We start from the raw sequence: 22197 nt of genomic DNA, 5'->3' as shown, positions 1-22197 counted from the left end.
CATTTTGGGAGGGGCGCTCGTTGGCATGTCTGTGTAGATGCCTTGAGATGGGCTTACCAGTGGTGGGCGCTCGACTAGACTAACAACACGTATGCATTGCGACCATGGAGAATGCCGTGCTTCAATTCCTCCTTAACGATCCCGTCGGCGCGTTTCTTAGCGCTACGCCCATCGTGAAGTTCAACCTGATCGTCATGGTGCTGTTCGGGGTCATCTTTTTCTACCAGATCGTCTTCTTCTTCATCGGCATCGTGAAGGGCGAATATCGCTATCCCAAGGCCAAGACACTCCATCACTATGCGTACTTCATCGCCGCCCATAACGAGGAGGCGGTCATCGCCAACCTCGTTCGCTCCATCAAGCAGCAAGACTACCCGCAGGTGCTCATCGATGTCTTCGTGGTGGCCGATGCCTGCACAGACGAAACCGCCCGTGCGGCCCGCGAGGCCGGCGCCATCGTTTACGAGCGCAACGACCTTGCGCGCAAGGGCAAGAGCTGGGTTATGGATTACGGGTTCGAGCGAATTCTGCGTGAATACCCGGGCGTGCACGAAGGGTTCTTCATCTTCGATGCAGACAACCTGATTAGCCCTGAATACACCCGCATCATGAATGATGCCTTTGACCAGGGTTATATGGCGGTGACGAGCTATCGCAACTCTAAGAACTTCGGCAGCTCCTGGATCTCGGCGGCGTATGCTACCGCGTTTTTGCGCGAGGCGCGCTTCCTCAACAACGCGCGCATGATCTGCGGGACCTCCTGTGCGGTTTCGGGGTCCGGATACCTTATCTCTGCCAAGATCGTCGAGGGCATGCGCGGTTGGCAGTTCCATTCGCTTACCGAAGACATCCAGTTTTCCACGTTCTGCGCCGTCCATGGGGTGCGCATCGCCTATGCACCCGCTGAGTTCTTTGACGAGCAGCCGGTTACCTTCGCGGCATCGTGGAGGCAGCGCATGCGCTGGACCAAGGGGTTCTACCAGGTGTTCTTCACCTATGGTGGACGATTGGTAAAGACGCTTTTCACCAGGCGCCATTTTGCCGCATACGATATGCTCATGACGGTTGCGCCCGGCAACCTCATAACGCTCATCTCGATTCTTGCAAACGGCGCGTTTCTCGTCGTAGGGCTGCTGAGCCATGGGTTCCTTGCCACCGACGCTGAGCTCGAAAACTGTTTCGAGTCGATCATCATGACGCTTTTCACCCTGTACCAGACGTATTTCGTGCTGGGGCTGCTCACCACCGTCTTTGAGTACAAGCATATCCATTGCCCGCAGCGTTGGCGCATCGTCTTGAACCTCTTTACGTTCCCCATCTTCATGTTCACCTACATCCCGCTCATCGTGGCCGCGCTCTTCCTTAAGGTCGACTGGGTGCCCACCCCTCATAGCCTCGCACTCACCCTTGACGATGTGGTAGGCGAGGCGAGCTAAGCCGCTTATGACCTGGCTGGGCCCGCGCGCCAAAGCTTTTGCAGGGGCGCGGTGTTTTGAGCGTCTTGCGAACCCGAGCCATCGCGTGCTTGATGTGGCAATCGAAAGGAGCACCTATGGAGCAGCAAAACCTTATCCACGGTCGCACGGCAACGCCCATTGCTCCCGCATGCGACCATCCGGCACCTTTGGGCAGCTGCTCGCTCCAGGCCGAATACATCGATATCGCCCGCGAGCTCGAAGGTGATGCCTCGTCTCACGTGGCGGGTGATGCCCACCTGCTCACTACCAATGCGCTCTATCACGGCGGCCCCGTGCAATGGAGTTTTGTTCCCAAGGTGTTCTCTCGCCGCGACCTAGGCTATCTTGCGTGGATTGCTGAGACCATGGGGCGCATCATGGACAAGGTGACGCTTCGCTTCGTAGAGGACGAGGGCTTTCGCGCCGCGTTCGAGCTCGATCCGCGCATTGAACGTCTCGCCTGCATGCCCAATGCCTTCGGGACGCAGATTCCCATTGCCCGCGTCGACATCTTTCTGGACGAGGAAACGGGCTCGTTCAAGTTCTGCGAGCTCAACACCGATGGTTCTTCGGGCATGCTCGTGACCGAGGAGGTCACGAAGACGAATCTGCTTACCAAGACGGGGAAGACGTTTGCATCGCGCCACGCGGTCTCAACGTTCGACATTTACGGTGCATGCGCTTCCGCCGTGCTTGACTGCTATCGCGAAACGGGCGGGAAAGCCGCCGTGCCCGAGGTGGCCGCCGTCGATTATGCCGAGAGCATCGCCCGCGAGGAGATCGATGAATTCGCTCGCGTGTTCTCCGAGCACGGTGCGCGGCTGCGCTTTGCGGACATCCGCGACCTTCGTTATGAGGACGGTGCGCTCACCGATGCCGTGGGTCCTATCGACTGCGTATGGAGGCGCGTCGTTATCTCCGAGATGCTGGAGAAACCCTGTCCGGGCGCCGATGCGTTCATGGCATGTGCCGCCGATGGCGTCGTGCCCATCGTAGGTGGATTTCGGACGTGGCCCTGTGCGACCAAGACGGTATTCGCCGTGCTCCATAGCCCGGCGGCGCGACAGGTGCTCGACGAGGAGGAGCTTGCCTTCGTTCGCGAGCACGTGCCTGCTACCTATATGCTCGATAGCCAGAGCGACCTTACGCGATTTGCGGACCGCACGCGTTGGATCGCCAAGCCCCGCGACGGCTACAACAGCCTTGGTGTGCGTGCCGGCCAAGATTGCACCGACGAGGAATGGGCCGAGGTTCTCGCCCAGATGGCGCAGACCCGTGGCACGGTTCAAGAGTATGTGACGCCGTACGCGACCTTAAACGTTGAGGGCGGGGCAGCCGGTATCGGCCGGCCGTTCGAGCCCTATATGAACATGGAGGGGCTCTTTCTCTTCCGGAACCGATTTGCCGGCGTGTTCACGCGATGCGGCCAGTCTGCGGTGATCGGGGAGTTCGCTGGACGTCTGAACATGGGATGTCTGGTGGTAGATAGGTGATCAACCGATCGGCTGCCTTCGCGGTGTTGAATGCGCTCTTGCTGCTTGCAGGGACAATCGATGCTCGCAAACGCCGGCTTCCGAACGTTCTCGCCATATTGCTCGCTGCTGCCTCCGCCATCGCAGCGCTTGCATCGGGAGGCGTGGAGGCGCTTGCCCTCAATGCGCTTGCTGCCTTTGTCATATGCGGCATGCTCCTGGCCTTTGAATTGTTTTGGAGAACCCGTCGCGGGGCACCAGGACAGGGGATTGGCGATATCAAGGCGTTGTTCTCCCTTGTGCTCGCTGCTCCGGTTCGAGGCGTGATATCTTACGCGCTCGCCCTGATCGGTCTTGCGATTACCGGTATCGCGGTGCATCGCCCGGCTCTTCCGCTCCTGCCGTTTCTTGCCGTCGCGTTCATCTGCCTTGGCCTTCTCCCCTCATTTGGTTAGCGAACCCTTGTTCGTGTCCTGTCGATGTGCGATGATACGATAGTGGATGACCAACTCATGCTGGTAAGGAGGACGGTCATGCAGGAACCGTTGACGCGCGATCAGGTTCGCGCCCGCATGGATGCCATTCCCGATGTGCTCTCCGATGAACTCATCGAGCGCATGTCCGATGACCGCGCTCGGGGATGGAAAAACCCCTATCGCACCTCCGACGAGGATGCAGTCCGCCGCGAGGAGCGCCCCGCCGACCGTTCGAGCATCTGGCGGCCCGCTTTCGTTCGCGATGTCGAGAAGATTCTCCATATGCCCGCCTACAACCGCTATGCGGGCAAGACGCAGGTATTCAGCTTTAGAAGCAACGACGACCTTTCACGCCGCGGGCTTCATGTGCAGCTCGTGGCGCGCATCGCACGCGATATTGGCTATGCGCTGGGTTTGAACTGCGACCTTATTGAGGCGATCGGCCTCGGGCACGATCTGGGGCACACCCCGTTCGGGCACGCGGGCGAGCGCTGCTTAAATGACGTCTTCCATGAGCGCACAGGTCGCTGGTTCTTCCATAACGTGCACTCTGTCCGCGTGCTCGACAAGCTCTATGGGCGCAACATCTCGCTTCAGACGCTCGACGGCGCGCTCTGCCATAACGGCGAGTACGAGCAGCGCGTATTTGAGCTCTCGGGCCTTTCCTCGTTCGGCGAGTTCGACCGCGTGGTGGATGAATGCGTTTCGGGCGGCGGCGCGGTCATCGGACATCTGAGGCCGATGACGCTCGAGGGCTGCGTGGTGCGCATCTCGGACATCATCGCCTACGTTGGTCGCGACCGCCAAGATGCCATAGAGGCGGGCCTGCTTACCGGCGACGCGTTCGAAGATGGCTTGGGCGGTGCGTACAACTCGTGGATCTTGACGCATGCATCGGCCGATATCATCGAGCACAGCTACGGCAAGGACCGTATCGAGATGAGCGAGGAGCTCTTTGCGGAGATTCGCCGCGCCAAAGCGGAAAACTATGCCAAGATCTATCGATCCAGCGGGATCGAAGGGGAGCGTGCGGAGGTTCTCGCACGTGCATTCGAGCTCATGTACGAGCGCTGCCTCGACGACCTCCATAAGCGCGACGAATCGAGTTTTATCTTCCGCCACCATATTACGCGCATCGAGGAGCAGCTTGCGCATTACGGCCGTACCTACGATTGGCAAAGCGACCCCGAGCAGACGGTGGTCGATTACATCGCGAGCATGACCGACGGCTATTTTGCCGAGCTTGCGAGCAAGTTCTTCCCCCAGATTCACTTCCCCAAACGCACCTATATCAACGAGCCCATAGGTCAGCACGAGCCCAAGGCATAGATTGGATACCATGGAAACCCTCTTCAAGCAGGTCGAGAAGGAGAAGAAGCTCAAGAACGCCCCGCTTGCCGTGCGCATGCGCCCGAGCACGCTCGATGAATATGTGGGCCAGCGAAAGGCGGTGGGGCCCGGTTCATGGCTTCGTTCCGCCATTGAGCATGATGTGCTTTCCAGCGTGATTCTCTACGGGCCTGCCGGCACGGGCAAGACCACGCTCGCGCATATCATCGCATCGCATACGCGCAGCGAGTTCGTCGAGGTTTCTGCGGTCACTGGTTCGGTCAAGGATCTTCGCCGCGAGATCGATGAGGCCGAGCGCAGGCTCATGGCGTTCGACCGCCGCACCATCCTGTTCATCGACGAGATTCACCGCTTCAGCCGTTCCCAGCAAGATGCGCTGCTCCATGCAGTTGAAAACCGCACCGTCGTACTCATTGGAGCTACGACCGAAAACCCGTACTTCGAGGTAAACGCCGCCTTGCTTTCGCGCTCTCGCGTCGTTGAGCTTGAGCACCTTACAGACGACGACATAACTGTGCTCGTGCGTCGGGCGCTCACTGCCCCCGAGGGGCTCGATCGCCGCTTCGAGGCATCGGATGAGGTCGTTTCTGCAATATGCACGCTCGCCGCGGGCGATGCCCGCTCTGCGCTCACAACCCTTGAGCTTGCGAGCGAGATTGCCGTAACGCGGCCAGATACCGAGGGCACGTCGGAGCCTGGCGAGGGGGAGGCGTACGTCATCACGATTGAAGATGTTCAGATGGCGAACCCTCGCCGCGGGCTCTCATACGATAAGAACGGCGATATGCACTACGACATCATCTCCGCGTTCATCAAGTCGATGCGCGGCAGCGACCCGGATGCCGCGGTGTATTGGCTTGCCCGCATGATCGATGCCGGCGAAGACCCGAAGTTTATCGCCCGGCGTATCATGATCGCCGCTTCAGAGGATATCGGGAACGCCGATCCCCAGGCGCTCCTTGTTGCCGAAGCCGCGTTCAAGGCCGCGGAGGTGATCGGATACCCCGAGTGCCGCATTAATCTTGCGCAGGCTGCCATCTATAACGCGCTTGCACCCAAGTCGAATGCTGCAGAGGCGGCGATCGACGCGGCGCTTGCAGACGTTCGGACGAGTGGGCAGCGCGAGGTGCCGAGCTATCTGCGCGACAGGCATCGGCCCGGTTCAGATGAATACGGAGAGTACCTTTATCCGCATAACTATCCTGAGGGCTGGGTGGAGCAGCGCTATCTTCCCGACGGTTTGGAGCGTGGCTGCTTCTGGAGCCCCGATGGGCGTGGCTGGGAGCAGTACCGGTTCGAGCAGGGGCCCTGTTCGAGGGGTGGCGGCGGGCAGGCGTAGTTCTCCGCGCGCGTTTGTGACAACAACGCGTAGGGGGTAAGAACGTCATGCGATGGGGTAGAATCATCACATATGTGTTTCTGGCCAGCTCAAGGAGGCTCAATGGATCCCCTCCATATCCTACTCGTTCTACTCGTCATCGCTGGAATATGGGCGGTGATCGAGCTCGCTCTCACCATCCGCCGCGCGCGGACTACGGTCGACTCGCTCGACAAGACCATGGGCGAGGTGAACGACATGCTTGCCGAGACCCGTCCGGTCGTTGCCAAGCTCGATGGCGCCATCGACGAGCTGCAGCCTGCGCTCACGCAGGTCGAGCCGCTGCTCAAGTCTGCGAACGTTGCGGTCGACGCGTTGACGTCGAACCTTATCGAAGTTGAGGCCGTCGTGCGCGATGTCTCTACGGTAACGGGCGCCGCGGCGAATGCCGGCAATGCTGTCTCGGGCGTCGCCGACTCGGCATCGGAGGCGGTCCAGAAGTTGCTCGGGAAGTTCAAACCCGGCTCGCCCGATCCCGAGCGCGCGCTCAACGAGGGGTCGGATTCCTCTCGCGAGGCTGTTTCGACGAGCGCCCCTGAGGATGCTCCCGCTGAGGCACCCGCGCCCGCGCCCGCGCCGCGCTATTACACCTACGACTCCGAGCCGTCTTCCGCTTCTTCAGAAGCAGAGACCGCTGCTGCCGATTCCGTCCCTTCGAACCAGGGAGATTCCACCAATGACTAAGACCCAGGCACTCGATCCCATCGTTCTTACGGTCGCTGCCGACCCGCGGTTGGCGCGGCTCGTTCGTATGACGGCTGCCAACGTGGCTGCCCTTTCGTCGATGTCGGTCGACCGCGTGGAAGATCTGCGCATGGCCGCCGAGGAAGCGTTCATCTTTGCTTGCTCGGTCGATGCAGGGGAGTGCGTCTCGCTCATCTTCACCGTCGACGACGAGCATGTTGCTCTCGACGTCGATCTTGGCGAGGGTGCCGTCGCCGATCCTGAACCCGATAGCCCCGCGGCCTATGCGGGCCTTATCCTCACGGCGGTTTGCGACGCATACGAGAAGACCGACGCCCCCGCACGACTCCATCTCGAACTCAAGGCGGATGTCTGATATGACAGAAAAGACCTCGTCGAGTAAATCGGCTTGGGACAAGCAGAAGACGCGCGAGCTCTTCCGTCGCTACAAGGAAGATGGCGACATGGAAGCTCGTGAGCAACTGGTTATGTCCCATCTCAACCTCGTGCGCTTCCTCGCGAACAAATTTAAGAACCGCGGCGAACCCTTGGACGACCTGGTTCAGGTTGGCTATCTTGGCCTTCTTAAGGCGATAGACCGATTCGATCCCGACCGCGGGCTCGAGTTCACCACCTATGCGACCCCTACCATCTTGGGCGAGATCAAACGCCACTTCCGCGACAAGGGCTGGAGCGTGCGCATTCCGCGCCGCCTGCAGGAGCTCTCCGCCAAGGTCAACCAGGCTACCGATACCTTGACCACCCAGCTCCAGCGTTCGCCTACCATCCAGGAGATCGCCGATTACCTTGATGCGTCGGTAGACGAGGTGCTCGAGGCCATGGAGTCTTCGAGTGCGTACAGCTCCGTTCCGCTCGAGGGTACGGGCAGCTCTGAGAACGACGACGCCCCATCGGTGATCGATCGCTATGGCAGCGAAGACAATGAGCTCGCTTTCACCGATGATCGCCTGGTCATCGAGGAGGCGCTCAAGGGGTTCTCGCCACGCGAGCGCGAGGTTATCGAGCTGCGGTTCCTGAAGGGCATGACGCAGATCGAGATCGCCGAGCAGCTCGGTATCTCCCAGGTGCAGGTTTCTCGCCTGCTGCGTCGCACCCTTAAGAAGATCCAGGATAAGATCGACCCAGACGGCGTGATGGCACGGCAATGATGACAAATAAGGCTAACAGGCACGAGGCGGCGGAGGCGAAGCTTCCCGGCGCCCGCCTCATCGCGCTCCGCGTGTGGTCAGTGGTCGGCGCCATCATCGTCGGTGTCGCGATTCTGAACGTGATGGGCGTCCTCGCCCCGGTGATCGAGTTCCTTGCGGTGGGCTCGCTCATCGCGTTCATCGAATCGCCGATCGTGAACGCCCTTGAGCACAAGGGTGTTCCGCGCTCGGTGGGCGCGCTCATAGGTCTTGTCGCTGTCGTTGCAGTCATTCTCTGCGTTCTCATGGTGATTGGGCCGGTGTTCGCCGAGCAGATCATGGAAGTGCTCTCCCGGCTTCCGCAGCAACTGCGCGGTCTTGGAGATTGGGCGATCCAGGTATCTCGTGATTTCGAGGCGCTCTCGCAGTCGTCGTGGGCAAGCCAGTTCGATGAGGCGCTTCGCTCGATCGCAGATGTGGCCTCTACCTATATAACTCAGCTGGCGAGTGGCCTTGGCGCGGGCATTTTCCCCTTCATATCGTCTTTTACCTCACAGCTCTTCATAGTCTTTCTTGGGATCGTTCTCGCGTACTGGCTTGCGCTCGATTATCCGCGCATCCACCGCGAGATCGGCATCATCGTGGGAGGGGAGCGCGAGACCAGCTACCGGTTTATGGTCGCGATCCTCTCGCGTTCCGTCGGCGGCTATATGCGCAGCATGGTGATCACGTCGTTTGTGAACGGCGTGCTCGCCTTCGTCGGCCTTGCGATCGTGGGGCATCCGTATGCGGCGCTCATGGGCGTTCTCACCGGCGTCATGCATCTCGTTCCCGTGCTCGGCTCCTGGATCTCTTCGTTTGCAGCAACGCTTCTCGCGGTCTTCTATGGTCCGGTGCTTGCCATCTGGACCCTCGTGATCACCATGGTTGCTCAAAACGTTACCGACAACGTCATCAGCCCGAAGGTTATGCAGAGCTCGGTCAAGATTCATCCTGCCATGAACCTTGCTGCGCTCGTGGTCGGCTCCACGCTCATGGGGCCGCTCGGCATGGTCATCGCCATTCCGCTGTGCGCCGCGCTCAAGGGGCTTTTCGTGTTCTACTTCGAGAAGGAGACGGGTCGAGCGCTCGTTTCTTACGATGGCGCCATCTTCCAGGGAACGCCGTACCGCGACGCGGACGGTGCCCCGGTTCCTGCGTTCGATGCGCTCGGCGACGACAGTTTCGTTGCAGAGTCGGAGCTCATCAGCGACGATGTTGCACCCACGGGCGAGGCTGTTCCGCGCCCTGCTGAGCTTGAGAACCCATGGAGCAAGCTCGCCTTCCTTCATCGTCCTAGCGATAAGTGATGCAATCCCGCCGTTAACTTTTCTTGCTTCTTAGGGCGATTGCATGAGTCGAGTTAGGGCGACATTTGCCAAGTCGCGTAACGTTCAGGGCTCGAATCGGAAGGTTTTTGTCGACCCGCTGAGTAGTCAGCCCAAATGCATTCACAAAACCGCAGGTCGTGTGATTTTGAGGGGTGCGACTGCTCTACGGATCTCAAAAACCTTCCGATTCGAGCCTCGAGTGTGTTCGGTGACCTGATTTTGCAGCGCAGACGAGCTGCGCGCACCCGCTCGCCGCTTGTTTCATATATACTTTGTGCGTTTGAGATTCGTTGACTCCCAAGGAGATACCGCCATGGCAGCAGATGTTCCCTCGATGACCACCGCTGAGATTCGCTCTGCGTTCCTCACCTTCTTCGAGGAGCGCGGGTGCAAGCTCTTCCCGTCCTCCTCGCTCATCCCCGACGACCCCTCGCTGCTTCTCGCGAATGCGGGCATGAACCAGTTCAAGCAGTACTATCAGGGCAAGAAGACCATGCGCGAGATCGGCGCGACCTCGTGCCAGAAGTGCGTGCGCACGAACGATATCGACATCATCGGTTCCGATGGGCGCCACGCTTCGTTCTTCGAGATGCTCGGCAACTTCTCGTTTGGCGGCGTTTCGAAGGAGCAGGCATGCGCATGGGCGCTCGAGCTCTCGACCGAGGTGTTCCATCTGCCGATCGAGCGCCTCTACTTCACGGTGTTCACCGATGACGACGAGACCTTCGAGATCTGGAAGAAGCTCGGGGTGGAGGAGAGTCACATCAGCCGTCTCGGCGAGGACGATAACTTCTGGGCGGCCGGCCCCACCGGCCCGTGCGGCCCCTGCTCCGAGATCTATTACGACATGGGCGAGGATGTGGGATGCGGGCGTCCTGATTGCGCGCCCGGGTGCGACTGCGACCGCTTCCTCGAGTACTGGAACCTCGTGTTCACGCAGTTCGACCGCCAAGAGGACGGCTCCATGCCCGAGCTGCCCCATCGCAACCTCGATACGGGCATGGGCCTCGAGCGCATGAGCGCCATCATGCAGGGAAAGTCGTCCTTCTTCGACAGCGATGTCATGCAGGGGCTCATCGGGCTTGGCGAGGAGATTTCGGGCGTCTCGTACGTGAGCGACGATTACGAGGGGCAGAGCAGGTCGCTCCGCATCATCGCCGATCATGCCCGTTCGGTCGACTTCCTGATCTCCGATGGCGTGCTGCCCGGCAACGAGGGCCGCGGCTACGTGCTGCGCCGCCTGCTGCGCCGCGCGGTCTTCCACGGACGCCTGATCGGCATCGAGGGGGCGTTCCTTGGCCGGTTCATCGATAAGGTAAACGAGCTCATGGGTGACGCCTACCCTGAGCTTCTCAAGAACGTCGCCCTGGTCAAGGGTATCGTCGATGCGGAGGAGGAGCGCTTCTCGGGCACGCTCGACACCGGCCGCGTCTGCCTCGACGAGGCGCTCGGCGGCCTTGCAGACGGCGCCGTGCTCGATGGCGCCACCGCCTTCAAGCTGCACGATACCTTCGGCTTCCCGATCGACCTCACCGTCGAGATCGCCGAGGGCGCGGGCCATGCCGTTGACATCGACGGCTTCAACCGCGAGATGGAGGCGCAGCGCGAGCGCGCCCGTGCGAACGTGAAGGGCGATGCCTGGGGTTCGTTCAACGATGTTTGGACGGAGCTCTCGGATTCCGTTTCCGCAACCGAGTTCGCTGGATACGAGGATGAAGAGCTTGAGGGTGCTAAGGTGCTTGCGCTTGTCGTTGACGGCGAGCGCGTAGCTCATGCCGGCGCTGGCCAGAAGGTCGAGGTCGTGCTCGATCGCACCCCGTTCTATGCCGAGATGGGCGGACAGATGGGCGATGCGGGCACGCTGTCGGCCGAGGGAGTGCGCCTTACCGTGGGTGACACCAAGGCTCACAACGGCATGTATGCGCACAGCGCGGTCGTCGAGGAGGGAGAGCTTGCGGAAGGCGCTATCGTGAACGCGGCGGTCGACCATCATCGCCGCGCGCTCCTGCGCCGCAACCACACCGCGACGCACCTGCTTGACGCTGCCCTTAAGAACGTGCTCGGCGACCATGTGAACCAGGCTGGATCGCTCGTTGCCCCCGAGCACCTGCGCTTTGACTTCACGCACTTCGAGGCGCTGTCTTCCGAGCAGCTTGCACAGATCGAGCGCCTCGTGAACGACCAGATCTTCGCTGCCAAGCCCGTTGTGACCCGTGTGATGGCTATCGACGAGGCCAAGGCCGCCGGCGCTGTGGCGCTTTTCGGCGAGAAGTACGGCGACGTTGTCCGCGTGGTTTCGGTCGGCGCCGAGGAGCACCCGTTCTCGCGCGAGCTCTGCGGTGGTACCCATGCTGCAAACACGGCAGAGATCGGTCTTTTCAAGATCGTTTCCGAGTCTTCGACGGGCTCAAATGTCCGCCGCATCGAAGCGGTAACGAGCGAGGGCGCCATCGCGTATCTTGAGGAGCGCGCACGCATGCTCGATGCCGCCGCATCCGAGCTCAAGTGCCGTCCTGATGAGGTGGCAGGCCGTATCACCGGGCTCCAGAAGGAGCTTCGCGAGACCTCTCAGAAGCTCAAGAACGCGCTTACCGGCGGCGGCTCCAACGCCATCGACGATGCCATCGCCCATGCAGAGGATCTTGGTGCCTATAAGCTCGTTGTCGCACAGCTTGAGGGCCTTGAGGCTGCAGACCTCCGCAACGTGTGGGACACCATTCGCCGGAAGCTTCATGAGCCGGTTGCGTGCGTACTTGCTACGGTGACGAGCAAGGGCCAGCCGGCGCTTCTTGCCGGTGCCACCGACGAGGCGGTCGCGGCTGGCTTCAAGTCTGGCGATATCATCAAGCAGATCGCTCCGCTCGTGGGCGGTGGCGGTGGCGGGCGTCCGCAGATGGCGCAGGCTGGCGGTAAGGACGCGAGCGGCATCCCCGCTGCGCTCGAAGCCGCGCGCGCCGCACTTTCTGCATAGGCCATGATCGCGCTCGCACTTGACATCGGGGAAGCGCGCGTTGGCATTGCCGTGTCTGATGCTACGGGGACCCTTGCCATGCCGGTGAAGGTCCTGCCTGCGCAGGAGGTCCTAGGCAACGCGCGCTCATTCCGCTATATCATCGAAGATTATGAGCCTGAGGTGCTCGTTTGCGGCCGTCCTGAGACCCTGGCAGGGGAGGACGGCCCGCAAGCCCAGCGTGTTATAGATGCGGCGGAGAAGATCGCGCTCGCAACCGGTCTTCCCCTTGAGTTCATAGACGAACGCCTCTCCTCACGCGAAGCGAAGCGGATTCTGCGAGAACAGGGGCTTTCGGAGCGCGAAATGCGCGGCAAGGTAGATAGCGTTGCCGCAAGTCTTTTCCTTCAGACTTGGCTTGATGTGCGAAATAAGTGATTCGGGCTCAGTTTGAGCTTCACTCTCGCGTTCTGTTTTGGGCGACATTCGGACGTTCTCTCTGTGTTCTGGCACAATCAGCGCGCATCCTCGTTCTCGGGCGATAATTGGACACTCATTTCGTTTTCGGGCGACTTTGGTACGTTTTTCGACTGCTTAGTGTCCAAAAGTCGCCCGAGAAGCCCGCGGTTGTCCGAATGTCGCCCGAGAAGCCCGCGGTTGTCCGAATGTCGCCCGAAGACAGTGGCAGCGTCCAGAAGACGCCTGAGAGGCCCGGGCCGTCCGGAATGCGCCCAAGAGCGCCTTGCGGCACCGGCGTGACGCCCTTGCGTTGCCCGTGCGTTCCGCTCGTGTTCTCAGGAAATTAAAATCAGCTTCTACCTCGAGGTATTCGCAATGCGTATACCTTAATGCAAGATTTCATCACGGTTCCTCTACCATCCCATCACATTTTGTCTATAATTTCCACTGTGTGCGTAAGAAGGTCAGTGCACACACGTAGGTAACCTCTCAATAGTAAGGAGGTAGGTATGGTAGGAATTGTCCTCGCAAGTCATGGCGACCTCGCGCAGGGCATCAAGCAGACGGCGTCCATGGTCTTCGGCGACCAGCCGGACGTGGTTTCCGTCAGCTTGCAACCTAGCATGGGTCCGGATGACCTTAGGGCGGAGATCGAGAAGGAGGTGGCAACGCTTTCCGATCAGGAGCAGGTGCTCTTCCTCGTCGACCTGTGGGGCGGCACGCCGTTCAACCAGATCAACGGTTTGCTCGACGGGCATCCCACGTGGGCTGCCGTCACGGGTATGAACCTCCCCATGGTCATCACGGCGTACACGCTGCGCATGAACCCCGAGGCCACGGCACACGAGATTGCGACTGGGCTCATCCAGGAGTCCCGTGATGGCGTGCGCGTGAAGCCCGAGAGCCTCGAGCCCGAGGCCCCGAAGGCCGTTGAGGCTGCTCCGGCCCACCCGACGGGCTCCATCCCCGAGGGAACGGTTCTGGGCGATGGCCACATCAAGTTCGTGCTCTGCCGCGTGGACACCCGCCTGCTTCACGGCCAGGTGGCAACCACTTGGACCAAGCAGACCGGTCCCGACCGCATCATCGTGGTTTCCGACGCCGTCTCTCATGACGAGCTGCGCAAGACCATGATCCAGCAGGCGGCCCCTCCGGGAGTCAAGGCTCACGTCGTCCCCATCCAGAAGATGATTGACGTCGCCAAGGATCCCCGTTTCGGTGCGACCAAGGCGATGCTCCTCTTCGAGACGCCGCAGGATCTGCTCAAGTGCATCGAGGGTGGCGTGGACATCAAGAAGGTGAACCTCGGTTCTATGGCTCACTCTGTGGGCAAGGTCGTCGTCACCAACGCGATCGCTATGGATCAGGCCGATGTGGAGTGCCTCGAGACCCTCGCGGCCAAGGGCGTCGAGTTCGACGTGCGCAAGGTTCCCGCGGACTCCCCGGAGAACTTCGACTCCATGATGAAGAAGGCCAAGTCCGAGCTGGCCGCGCAAGCGTAAGAAGGAGGGAAACATGTCGGCATTCACAATCATCCTGATTGTCATCGTTGCCTTCCTTGCCGGCATGGAAGGCGTTCTGGACCAGTGGCAGTTCCACCAGCCGCTGGTCGCATGCACGCTCATCGGCTTGGTGAGCGGTCAGCTTGAGGCTGGCATCATCCTGGGCGGTACGCTCCAGATGATGGCCCTTGGCTGGGCTAACGTTGGTGCTGCCGTCGCCCCCGACGCCGCACTCGCGTCGGTCGCATCGGCAATTCTCATGGTCATCGCCGTTGGTAACGGCGCCGACCAGAGCACCGCTATCTCCACGGCCATCGCCGTGGCCGTGCCGCTGTCCGTGGCTGGCCTCTTCCTTACCATGATCGTGCGTACGCTCGCCATTCCGGTGGTCCACATCATGGACGGCGCTGCCGCTAAGGGCAACTTCGCCGCCATCGACTTCTGGTCGATCGTCGCGATCTGCATGCAGGGCATCCGTATCGCCATTCCGGCAGCTGCCCTCTGCTTCATCCCGTCCGACGCCGTCATGGGCGCCCTGAACATGATGCCCGCCTGGCTCTCCGATGGCATGGCCATCGGCGGCGGCATGGTTGCTGCCGTTGGTTACGCCATGGTCATCAACATGATGGCGACCAAGGAGGTCTGGCCGTTCTTCGCGCTCGGCTTCTGCCTTGCTGCCATCTCCGAGCTCACCCTTATCGCCCTTGGTGTCATCGGCATCTCCCTTGCCCTCATTTATCTGGGCCTCAAGGAGCTTGCCAAGCAGGGCGGCGGCATGGGTGGCGGCTCGGGCGACCCGCTCGGCGACATCCTGGACGACTACGAGTAGGAAGGGAGGAGAGAGACTATGGCAGAGAACAAGATCACCCTTTCCAAGAGCGATCGTCTCAAGGTTTGGTTCCGTCATCAGTACCTGCAGGGCTCCTGGAACTACGAGCGTATGCAGAACGGCGGCTGGTGCTTCTCGATGGTTCCGGCCATCAAGAAGCTCTACCCCAACAAGGATGACCAGATTGCGGCGCTCAAGCGTCACATGGAGTTCTACAACACCCATCCGTACGTTTCTTCGCCCGTTATCGGCGTAACCCTCGCTCTTGAGGAGGACCGTGCCAACGGCACCCCCGTCGAGGACGCCGCCATCCAGGGCGTGAAGGTCGGTATGATGGGCCCGCTCGCCGGTGTTGGCGACCCCGTCTTCTGGTTCACCCTTCGCCCGATTCTCGGTGCCCTGGGCGCCTCGCTCGCTATGAGCGGCAACATCATGGGCCCGCTTCTCTTCTTCGTTGCCTGGAACGTGATTCGTCTTGCGTTCGAGTGGTACACGCAGGAGTTCGGCTACCAGCTGGGCACCTCCATCACGAAGGACCTTTCCGGCGGCCTCATGGGCAAGATCACCGAGGGCGCCTCGATTCTCGGTATGTTCGTGATCGGCTCGCTCGTTGAGCGCTGGGTCTCCATCTCGTTTGCTCCGACCGTTTCCACGGTCACGCAGTCTGAGGGTGCCTACATTGACTGGAATGCCATTGCTGATACCGCGAGCAATGGTGGCCAGGGTGTGGCAGACGCTATTCATAGCGCACTTTCCCAGTACTCGTCGCTCGGCGCCACGGGCCTCGAGGTCAATAAGGTCACGACCCTTCAGGCGAATCTCGATTCGCTCATCCCCGGCCTCGCCGCCGTGGGCGTGACGCTTCTGTGCTGCTGGCTGCTTAAGAAGAAGGTTTCCCCGATCGCCATCATCGTCGGCATGTTCATTGTCGGTATCGCTGGTCATTATATCGGCCTGCTCTAAAGCAGTTTTGCGCCGGTAATGGCGCTTTGTGTGCGGGGTCGCGGACTGTGCTCGGTTTTCGAGCCGGTAGCGCGGCCCCGCGCTCTGTACGGGCATTACTTACGAGGAAGGTGACGCTATGGCGCAGTCTCTGAACACGAAACTGGACCTCACGACGCGGGGCACCATGTTCATGGGGCTGTCTAAATACGGCGACGTCATGATTGGGGATCGCGCTTTCGAGTTCTACAACGAGCGAAACCCAGAGGATTACATTCAGATTCCCTGGGCCGAGGTCGACCATATCGCGGCGTCGGTTATGTTCGGCGGCCGGCTCATTCCGCGATTCGCTATCTTCACCAAGCAAAACGGTACCTTTTCGTTCTCCACGAGGAGAAATAAGCAGACCCTTCGCGCGATCCGCGAATACATCCCTGCCGACCGCCTGCTTCGTTCTCCCACGTTCTTCGGCGTCATAAAGCGCGGCATTCTGCATCTGATTCATCGCGGTTAAACAATAGGTGTCAAACCTTCAAGGTTCGATGAAAACTTTAAGGTTTGGGCGCTCCTGCGGTACACTATCGGGGATCGACAGTTTTACCCCTCGATATGATTCCGGAGGACGATGCCGTGGCAGAACTTAGGGATGATGGGGCGCATCGCTCCGCTCGCCGGGCACATGCCCGCAACGTTTCCGCTGCGGGGCAGGGCCGTCCGCAGGGTACGAGGTTCAGGACCGCTCCTCAGGCAGCTCCTTCGCGTACCGTAGGCGCACCTGCGAGGCGCATGCCCGCCCCGGCGCATGGTCGCCCGCAGGGCCGCCATGGCGTCCAGCCTGCTTACCAGCGCCGCTCGACCACTCAAGCTCGCCGTAAGCCCATCGTTCCCATCATTATCGTCTGCGCTGTTGCAGTAGCGCTTATTGCCGCGATCGTTCTGTTCGTCGTTCCGGCTGTTGGCCGGCTCATTTCCGGCTCGAACGAACCGGCGGTCGAGGCTGGCATCGAGGTCCAGATCAACATTCCCCAGGGCGCTTCTGGCGACCAGATCGCCTCCATTCTTTCGCAGAACCATATCATCGAGGATCCCAAGGAGTATTACGCCACGGTCAGCAGCATGCAGGCCGATGCTCTGCTAAAGCCCGGTGACTACCTCTTCACCACGCTGCAAGACCCAGAAGAAGTGGTGCAGCAGCTTATCGATGGCCCGAACGTCGAGGGCGTGACGTTGACGATTCCCGAGGGCCTTACGGTCCAACAGACCGCCGAGCGCGTGCAGGAGACGTATGGCATCTCTGCCGACGACTTCCTCGCTCAGGCGAAGGCTTCGAACTATGTTTCGGATTATCCCTTCCTCGAAGGCGCTTATAACGATTCGCTCGAGGGCTATCTCTATCCCAAGACCTATTCGTTCCAGGATGATCCCACGGCAGACGAGGTTATTCGCGCGATGCTCGATCAATTCGAGACGGAGACCGCAGGCCTCAACCTGACCGATGGTGCCAATGGGCTCACGGCGCAGCAGATCGTGACTATGGCTTCGCTCATCGAGCGCGAGAGCTCGGTGGAAAGCGAGCGCTCGACCATCGCGAGCGTCATTTATAACCGCCTCGACGAGGGCATGCCGCTCCAGATCGATGCCGCGATCGTCTATGCGCGCGGTGGCGGGTCCGGCATGGTAACCTATGATGACCTCGAGATTGATTCGCCGTACAACGTCTACCAGAACACCGGCCTCACGCCCGGGCCCATTTGCTCTCCGAGTGTTTCGTCCATTCAGGCCGCTCTCAACCCCGATGACACCAATTACCTGTATTATGTGCTTTCGAGTGCGGGCGATGGTTCGCACAAGTTCAGTGAAACCTACGACGAGTTCCAAGCGAACGTGCAGGAGTATCGGGATTCCCAATCATGAGCCTCTTTTCACCCACGCGTTATGTAGCATCTGTCGACCGTATCGACCTTGAAGAGCTTTTCGCTCAGGGCAAGCGCGCTATCTTGCTTGACCGTGATAACACACTCGTGCCGCGCGATCGCGCGACCGCACCAGACGAGGTAGCCGCGTGGCTCGATCGAGCGAAGGCCTTGGGGTTTAGGCTCTGCATGGTTTCGAATAACTGGCATAGAGACCAAGTTATGCGCTCGGCGGGCGAGCTCGGTCTCGAGGCGATAAGCCACGCCATGAAGCCCGCTCCCTTCGCGCTCAATGCCGGGCTCAAACGAACCGGCGTCTCGAAGGATGAGGCAGTCATGGTGGGAGACCAGCTCTATACGGATGTGTGGGCAGGTAACCTTGCCGGCATCGATACGATTCTCGTGAAGCCGCAGGCAACAGCCGACCTCTGGTATACGCAGATCTTCCGCATCTTCGAGCGGCGCGCGCTTCGCAACCTTACGTGCGAGGAGTAACGGCGCATGGGGGGATCCGAAGGCGGTCGCGTCCTTGCTTCGAAGCACGGGTGCGACCATATCTTCTTCATTGGTTTTCTGGGTGCGGGCAAGTCAACGCTCGCAAGGAACCTCGGCCGAATGTTCAAGCGCCGCTATCTCGATACCGATCGTCTCGTTGAGCGCAGGGCGGGGCATTCGATCTCGTACCTTTTCCGCAACGAGGGTGAAGCTTCGTTTCGAGAGCTTGAAACCAAGGCGCTTGAATCGCTTGCGAGCGAACGCAGCCTCTTGGTCTCGTGCGGGGGCGGTATCGTGGAGACACCGCGTAACATCGAGCTTATGCACGAGATGGGCGTGTGCGTATACCTAGACGGTGAATTCGATGATTCGCTTCGGCAGATTCGCTCGCTTGCGAGTCGTCCCGATTTCCGTTCGCGCGAGCACGCGCATCGCCTCTACCAGCATCGTCGCCCGCTATACCGTTCGGCGGCGGATTTGACGGTGGATATTCGCGGCCGCTCATTCGAAGACGTGTCCTATATCTGTGCCGATATGCTTTTGGAGCGTGGTTTGCTGTGACGATCAAGCGTCAACTCCTCAACATCAGTCAGAAGAGCATCGATGTCCGTTCGGGATCCGGTGCGCTCGAGGAGCTTCCTCGCATCGTGTCGGGAGCGGTCGGCATGCCTAAGCGCGCCCTACTCGTTTCAACTGACGATGCATATACGGCTTACGGCGATGCGGTGCGCAGGGCACTTATCGACGCCGGTTTCTCGACGGAGGAATGCGTGTTCCCTCGCGAGACGGATCCTGCCACGCTCTCGAGCGCTACCGAGGTGCTCGCTGGATGCGCTCGTGCCGCTCTTACCGCCGACGACCTCATGCTCGCTCTCGGCGATGCGAAACTTTGCTCTTCGGCGCTTCTCGCCGCGCAGCTTTGGTGCGGGGGCGTTCCGTGCACCCTGATTCCCACCACCCTCGACGCGATGGTCACGCTGCCCACCGAGATGCATCCGCTTGCTACTCCAGAGGCTCCTGATATGGTGTCGCTCAGGCCGATGCCTACTATGGTCGTTTGCGACTTCGATCTTATCGCCGACATGCCGCTCGAAGCACGTCTCGAGGGCAGGGCTCTTATGCTCGGCGCCGCCCTTGCAGAGGGGAAGCGCGTCTGGGAGCAGCTGGTCGAGAGCGCTCCTCTCATCGCTGCCGATGAGCCCGTTGCATTCAGTGAGGTCTTTGGACCGGTGCAGCAGGCGCGTCGCAACGTCGTTAAGGCCGCAAACCCCTCTGCCCGGCATGCGCTGTCCTATGGACGCGCGACGGCTCGTGCGCTCGCACGTTGTCTGGGGCCCGAAGCCCCTGGTTGGGCGCTTTTGTCAGAGGGCATGCGCTTCGAAGCCCGTCTTGCTGTGGAGGCGGCTGGCCTCGATGCCGATATCGTCTTTGATCAGGATGATCTGTTTGAAGACCTCGGCATCGAGGAATATGGATTCTCGCTCGATGCCGAGGGCTTCGTGCGCGCCCTCAAGGAGGAGCATGCGCGCCGGTCTAACCGTTTCCTCCTCCCGCTTCCCAAATCGGTGGGCACCATTCGGCTAACGGCCGTTCCCGACGATGTGCTCGTGCGCCATGCGCGTGCCTATGTTGCTTCGCGTGCGGAGCTCGTGGCATAGCGAACGATTGATTTCTCCTAACCGGTGCTCGCTCAGCGTACTTGCAGTATGCTTTACTGCGGATCCTGGATGTCAGATGACTCACAGACACCCGGTGTTGGCGATTCAAATGACTCACAGACACCCGGAAATGACTCACAGACACCCGGTGTCTGTGAGTCAAACGATTTAGAAAGAAGGGGTACTTATGTCCTCACATGCTTCTGGCCCGCTCGGTCGCATCGAGCGTGTTCGCGAGCTCATGGACGAGCGCGGCTACGATGCCGTCATTATTCGCGATGAGGCGAATCTTCGCTGGTTGACCGGCGCCGAAGGCGTGTTCGACTATACGGGCGAGTTGCCGCACGCTGCGTTCATCACCGCGTCGAATACGTTCCTGCACACCGATTCTCGCTACTACAACAGCTTCATCGAGCATCTTCCGGCAGATAGCCCTTGGGTCCTCGATATGGAGGTCATCGGTATTCCGCGTTGGGCTGCCGAGCGTGCTCGCGATGCCAAGTGTCGCGTCGTTGCCGTTGAGGACACCATGGAGCTCTCGTTCTATGACGGTTTGGTCCGTGGACTCGGGGATCTTTCCATCGGTGCCCTGCTTCCGCAGATGCATGGGGACCTTCGCCTCATGCGCGCGGTGAAGGACGAAGAGGAGATCGCCCTCATGAAGCGGGCCCAGGCAATCACCGACGCCGCGTTTGCGCACATGCTTGAGTTTATTCGTCCCGGTCTCACCGAGAAGCAGATAAAGCTCGAGCTCGAGAACTTCATGTTCGAAAACGGAGCCGACGGCCTTGCGTTCGGCTCTATCGTCGCTGCAGGCCCTAATGCGGCGAACCCGCACGCCATCCCGAGCGATCGCCCTGTGCAGAAGGGCGAGTTCGTTCTCATGGATTACGGCGCGCGCTACCACGACTACGATTCCGACATGACCCGCACGGTTGCCGTGGGCGAGCCCTCGGCGAAGATGCGCGAGATTTACGACCTCGTGCAGCGCACGCATGAGGAGTGCGCTAAGGCGGTCTATGCCGGCGTGGACGGTAACGAGATCCATGAGCTTTCGCGGAAGATTATCGGCGATGCCGGTTACGGCGAGTACTACGGCCACGGCCTTGGCCACGGCGTGGGCATCGACATCCATGAGCTCCCCAATTTTGGGCGCACGCACAATACGGTGGGGGAGGGCTCCGTCGTCACGATCGAGCCGGGCGTGTATCTGCCCGGTGAGTTCGGCGTTCGCCTTGAGGACTGCGGTCTCGTGACCGCCCAGGGCTTCGTCCCCTTCACCCAGAGCCCGCATGACCTTCAGGTCATCGACTGCTAGGAGATACAAGCTCCCTTTGGTTCAGCCTGGCTCGCACCCATCGCGTCGCTGCCAGGCTGCTTCGTCGAGAGGCGGGCGCTTCGACGCTCGCTCTGTGGATAGTTGCGCTTGCACCTGCGTAAAGGCGCGGGAAAGCGTATACTTTGTACGTTCATGCATCAATGCAGCGCAGGTCTCTGCGTGGCAGACAAGCAAGAAAGGTAGCACATGGCAACCATCACCACCGCCGATTTCAAGAACGGCATCGGATTGCGCATCAAGGACAAGGTCGTGACCATCGTCGAGTTCCAGCATGTCAAGCCGGGCAAGGGCGGCGCGTTCGTGCGCTATAAGACCAAGGACATCAAGACCGGCCGCGTGGTCGAGAACACCTGCAACGCCGGCACCAAGTTCGAAAGCGTCATGCTCTCCACCCGTGAGATGCAGTACCTCTACAACGACGGCAACGACTTCATCTTCATGGACAACGAGACCTATGAGCAGGTTCCCGTGCCCGAGGACTTCATCGGCGACAACGCTAAGTGGCTCAAGGAGAACGACGTCTGCCAGCTTCTCTACGCCGACGATGATCTTATGGGCGTGAACCCGCCGATGTTCATCGAGGTCCAGATCACCCAGACCGATCCGGGCTTCAAGGGCGACACCGTTCAGGGTTCCACCAAGCCTGCCACCATCGAGACCGGTGCAGTTGTCCAGGTGCCCATGTACCTCAACGAGGGCGAGATGATCAAGGTCGACACGCGCGACGGCAAGTTCGTTTCCCGCGTCTAGTTTCTGCTCCATCGTACGTATTTGG

21 protein-coding genes are annotated in these 22197 nt (G+C 60.4%); all 21 read left to right on the top strand.

Features of this window, described 5'->3' with window-relative positions; translation table 11 throughout:
* Nucleotides 1–194 precede the first annotated feature (194 nt).
* The 21 genes from HGEM_RS05485 to efp all read left to right on the top strand — a co-directional run bounded on the left by HGEM_RS05485 (nt 195) and on the right by efp (nt 22172).
* Nucleotides 195–1436: a glycosyltransferase family 2 protein gene (locus tag HGEM_RS05485; protein ID WP_035101392.1), complete on the top strand. Its 1242-nt coding sequence runs from the start codon at nt 195–197 to the stop codon at nt 1434–1436.
* Between the two features lie 116 nt (nt 1437–1552).
* A complete protein-coding gene (locus tag HGEM_RS05480) occupies nt 1553–2950 on the top strand; it encodes a hypothetical protein (RefSeq protein ID WP_019128411.1) in 1398 nt (465 codons plus the stop codon).
* Nucleotides 2947–3384: a prepilin peptidase gene (locus HGEM_RS05475; protein ID WP_019128410.1), complete on the top strand. Its 438-nt coding sequence runs from the start codon at nt 2947–2949 to the stop codon at nt 3382–3384. Before HGEM_RS05480 ends, HGEM_RS05475 begins: the two co-directional genes overlap by 4 nt.
* A 78-nt stretch (nt 3385–3462) precedes the next feature.
* The gene (locus HGEM_RS05470; protein ID WP_019128409.1) at nt 3463–4734 is read left to right on the top strand and encodes a deoxyguanosinetriphosphate triphosphohydrolase family protein; all 1272 of its coding nucleotides are present in this window, start codon (nt 3463–3465) and stop codon (nt 4732–4734) included.
* 10 nt (nt 4735–4744) lie between these two features.
* On the top strand, nt 4745–6094 hold the full coding sequence (locus HGEM_RS05465) for a replication-associated recombination protein A (protein WP_081580851.1): 1350 nt from the start codon (nt 4745–4747) through the stop codon (nt 6092–6094).
* A 102-nt stretch (nt 6095–6196) separates the two neighbouring features.
* The gene (locus HGEM_RS05460; protein ID WP_019128407.1) at nt 6197–6817 is read left to right on the top strand and encodes a hypothetical protein; all 621 of its coding nucleotides are present in this window, start codon (nt 6197–6199) and stop codon (nt 6815–6817) included.
* On the top strand, nt 6810–7193 hold the full coding sequence (locus HGEM_RS05455; RefSeq protein ID WP_019128406.1) for an ATP-binding protein: 384 nt from the start codon (nt 6810–6812) through the stop codon (nt 7191–7193). The genes HGEM_RS05460 and HGEM_RS05455 overlap by 8 nt, the downstream gene beginning before the upstream one ends.
* Nucleotide 7194: 1 nt before the next feature.
* A complete protein-coding gene (locus tag HGEM_RS05450) occupies nt 7195–7986 on the top strand; it encodes an RNA polymerase sigma factor SigF (protein WP_035100720.1) in 792 nt (263 codons plus the stop codon).
* Entirely contained in the window at nt 7983–9314 is a 1332-nt protein-coding gene (locus tag HGEM_RS05445; protein WP_019128404.1) for an AI-2E family transporter, read from the top strand. Before HGEM_RS05450 ends, HGEM_RS05445 begins: the two co-directional genes overlap by 4 nt.
* 334 nt (nt 9315–9648) lie before the next feature.
* Nucleotides 9649–12306, top strand: a complete 2658-nt coding sequence (alaS, locus tag HGEM_RS05440) for an alanine--tRNA ligase (protein ID WP_019128403.1) — start codon at nt 9649–9651, stop codon at nt 12304–12306.
* Between the two features lie 3 nt (nt 12307–12309).
* Nucleotides 12310–12723 carry a Holliday junction resolvase RuvX gene (gene ruvX, locus HGEM_RS05435; protein ID WP_019128402.1) on the top strand — a complete coding sequence of 138 codons (414 nt, stop codon included), beginning with the start codon at nt 12310–12312 and terminating at the stop codon, nt 12721–12723.
* 530 nt (nt 12724–13253) lie between these two features.
* On the top strand, nt 13254–14246 hold the full coding sequence (locus HGEM_RS05430; RefSeq protein ID WP_019128401.1) for a PTS sugar transporter subunit IIB: 993 nt from the start codon (nt 13254–13256) through the stop codon (nt 14244–14246).
* 13 nt (nt 14247–14259) lie between these two features.
* Nucleotides 14260–15075 carry a PTS mannose/fructose/sorbose transporter subunit IIC gene (locus HGEM_RS05425; RefSeq protein ID WP_019128400.1) on the top strand — a complete coding sequence of 272 codons (816 nt, stop codon included), beginning with the start codon at nt 14260–14262 and terminating at the stop codon, nt 15073–15075.
* Nucleotides 15076–15093: 18 nt separating this feature from the next.
* A complete protein-coding gene (locus HGEM_RS05420; RefSeq protein WP_019128399.1) occupies nt 15094–16038 on the top strand; it encodes a PTS system mannose/fructose/sorbose family transporter subunit IID in 945 nt (314 codons plus the stop codon).
* Nucleotides 16039–16156: 118 nt separating this feature from the next.
* Entirely contained in the window at nt 16157–16531 is a 375-nt protein-coding gene (locus HGEM_RS05415) for a DUF956 family protein (RefSeq protein ID WP_019128398.1), read from the top strand.
* A 116-nt stretch (nt 16532–16647) separates the two neighbouring features.
* A complete protein-coding gene (gene mltG, locus HGEM_RS05410) occupies nt 16648–17931 on the top strand; it encodes an endolytic transglycosylase MltG (RefSeq protein ID WP_230197223.1) in 1284 nt (427 codons plus the stop codon).
* A complete protein-coding gene (locus HGEM_RS05405; RefSeq protein ID WP_019128396.1) occupies nt 17928–18425 on the top strand; it encodes a YqeG family HAD IIIA-type phosphatase in 498 nt (165 codons plus the stop codon). The genes mltG and HGEM_RS05405 overlap by 4 nt, the downstream gene beginning before the upstream one ends.
* A gap of 6 nt (nt 18426–18431) precedes the next feature.
* Complete coding sequence (locus HGEM_RS05400) at nt 18432–18986, top strand: shikimate kinase (RefSeq protein ID WP_019128395.1); 555 nt, start codon at nt 18432–18434, stop codon at nt 18984–18986.
* Nucleotides 18983–20083, top strand: a complete 1101-nt coding sequence (locus tag HGEM_RS05395; RefSeq protein ID WP_019128394.1) for a hypothetical protein — start codon at nt 18983–18985, stop codon at nt 20081–20083. The genes HGEM_RS05400 and HGEM_RS05395 overlap by 4 nt, the downstream gene beginning before the upstream one ends.
* A gap of 187 nt (nt 20084–20270) precedes the next feature.
* Complete coding sequence (locus HGEM_RS05390) at nt 20271–21401, top strand: M24 family metallopeptidase (RefSeq protein WP_019128393.1); 1131 nt, start codon at nt 20271–20273, stop codon at nt 21399–21401.
* Between the two features lie 207 nt (nt 21402–21608).
* Complete coding sequence (efp, locus tag HGEM_RS05385; protein WP_019128392.1) at nt 21609–22172, top strand: elongation factor P; 564 nt, start codon at nt 21609–21611, stop codon at nt 22170–22172.
* Nucleotides 22173–22197 lie beyond the last annotated feature (25 nt).

Source organism: Enorma massiliensis phI (assembly GCF_000311845.1).
In the GTDB taxonomy this organism is placed as follows: Bacteria; Actinomycetota; Coriobacteriia; order Coriobacteriales; family Coriobacteriaceae; genus Enorma; species Enorma massiliensis.
The sequence above is the reverse complement of the archived record's forward strand: the minus strand, read 5'-3'. Positions and strand labels throughout refer to the sequence as shown.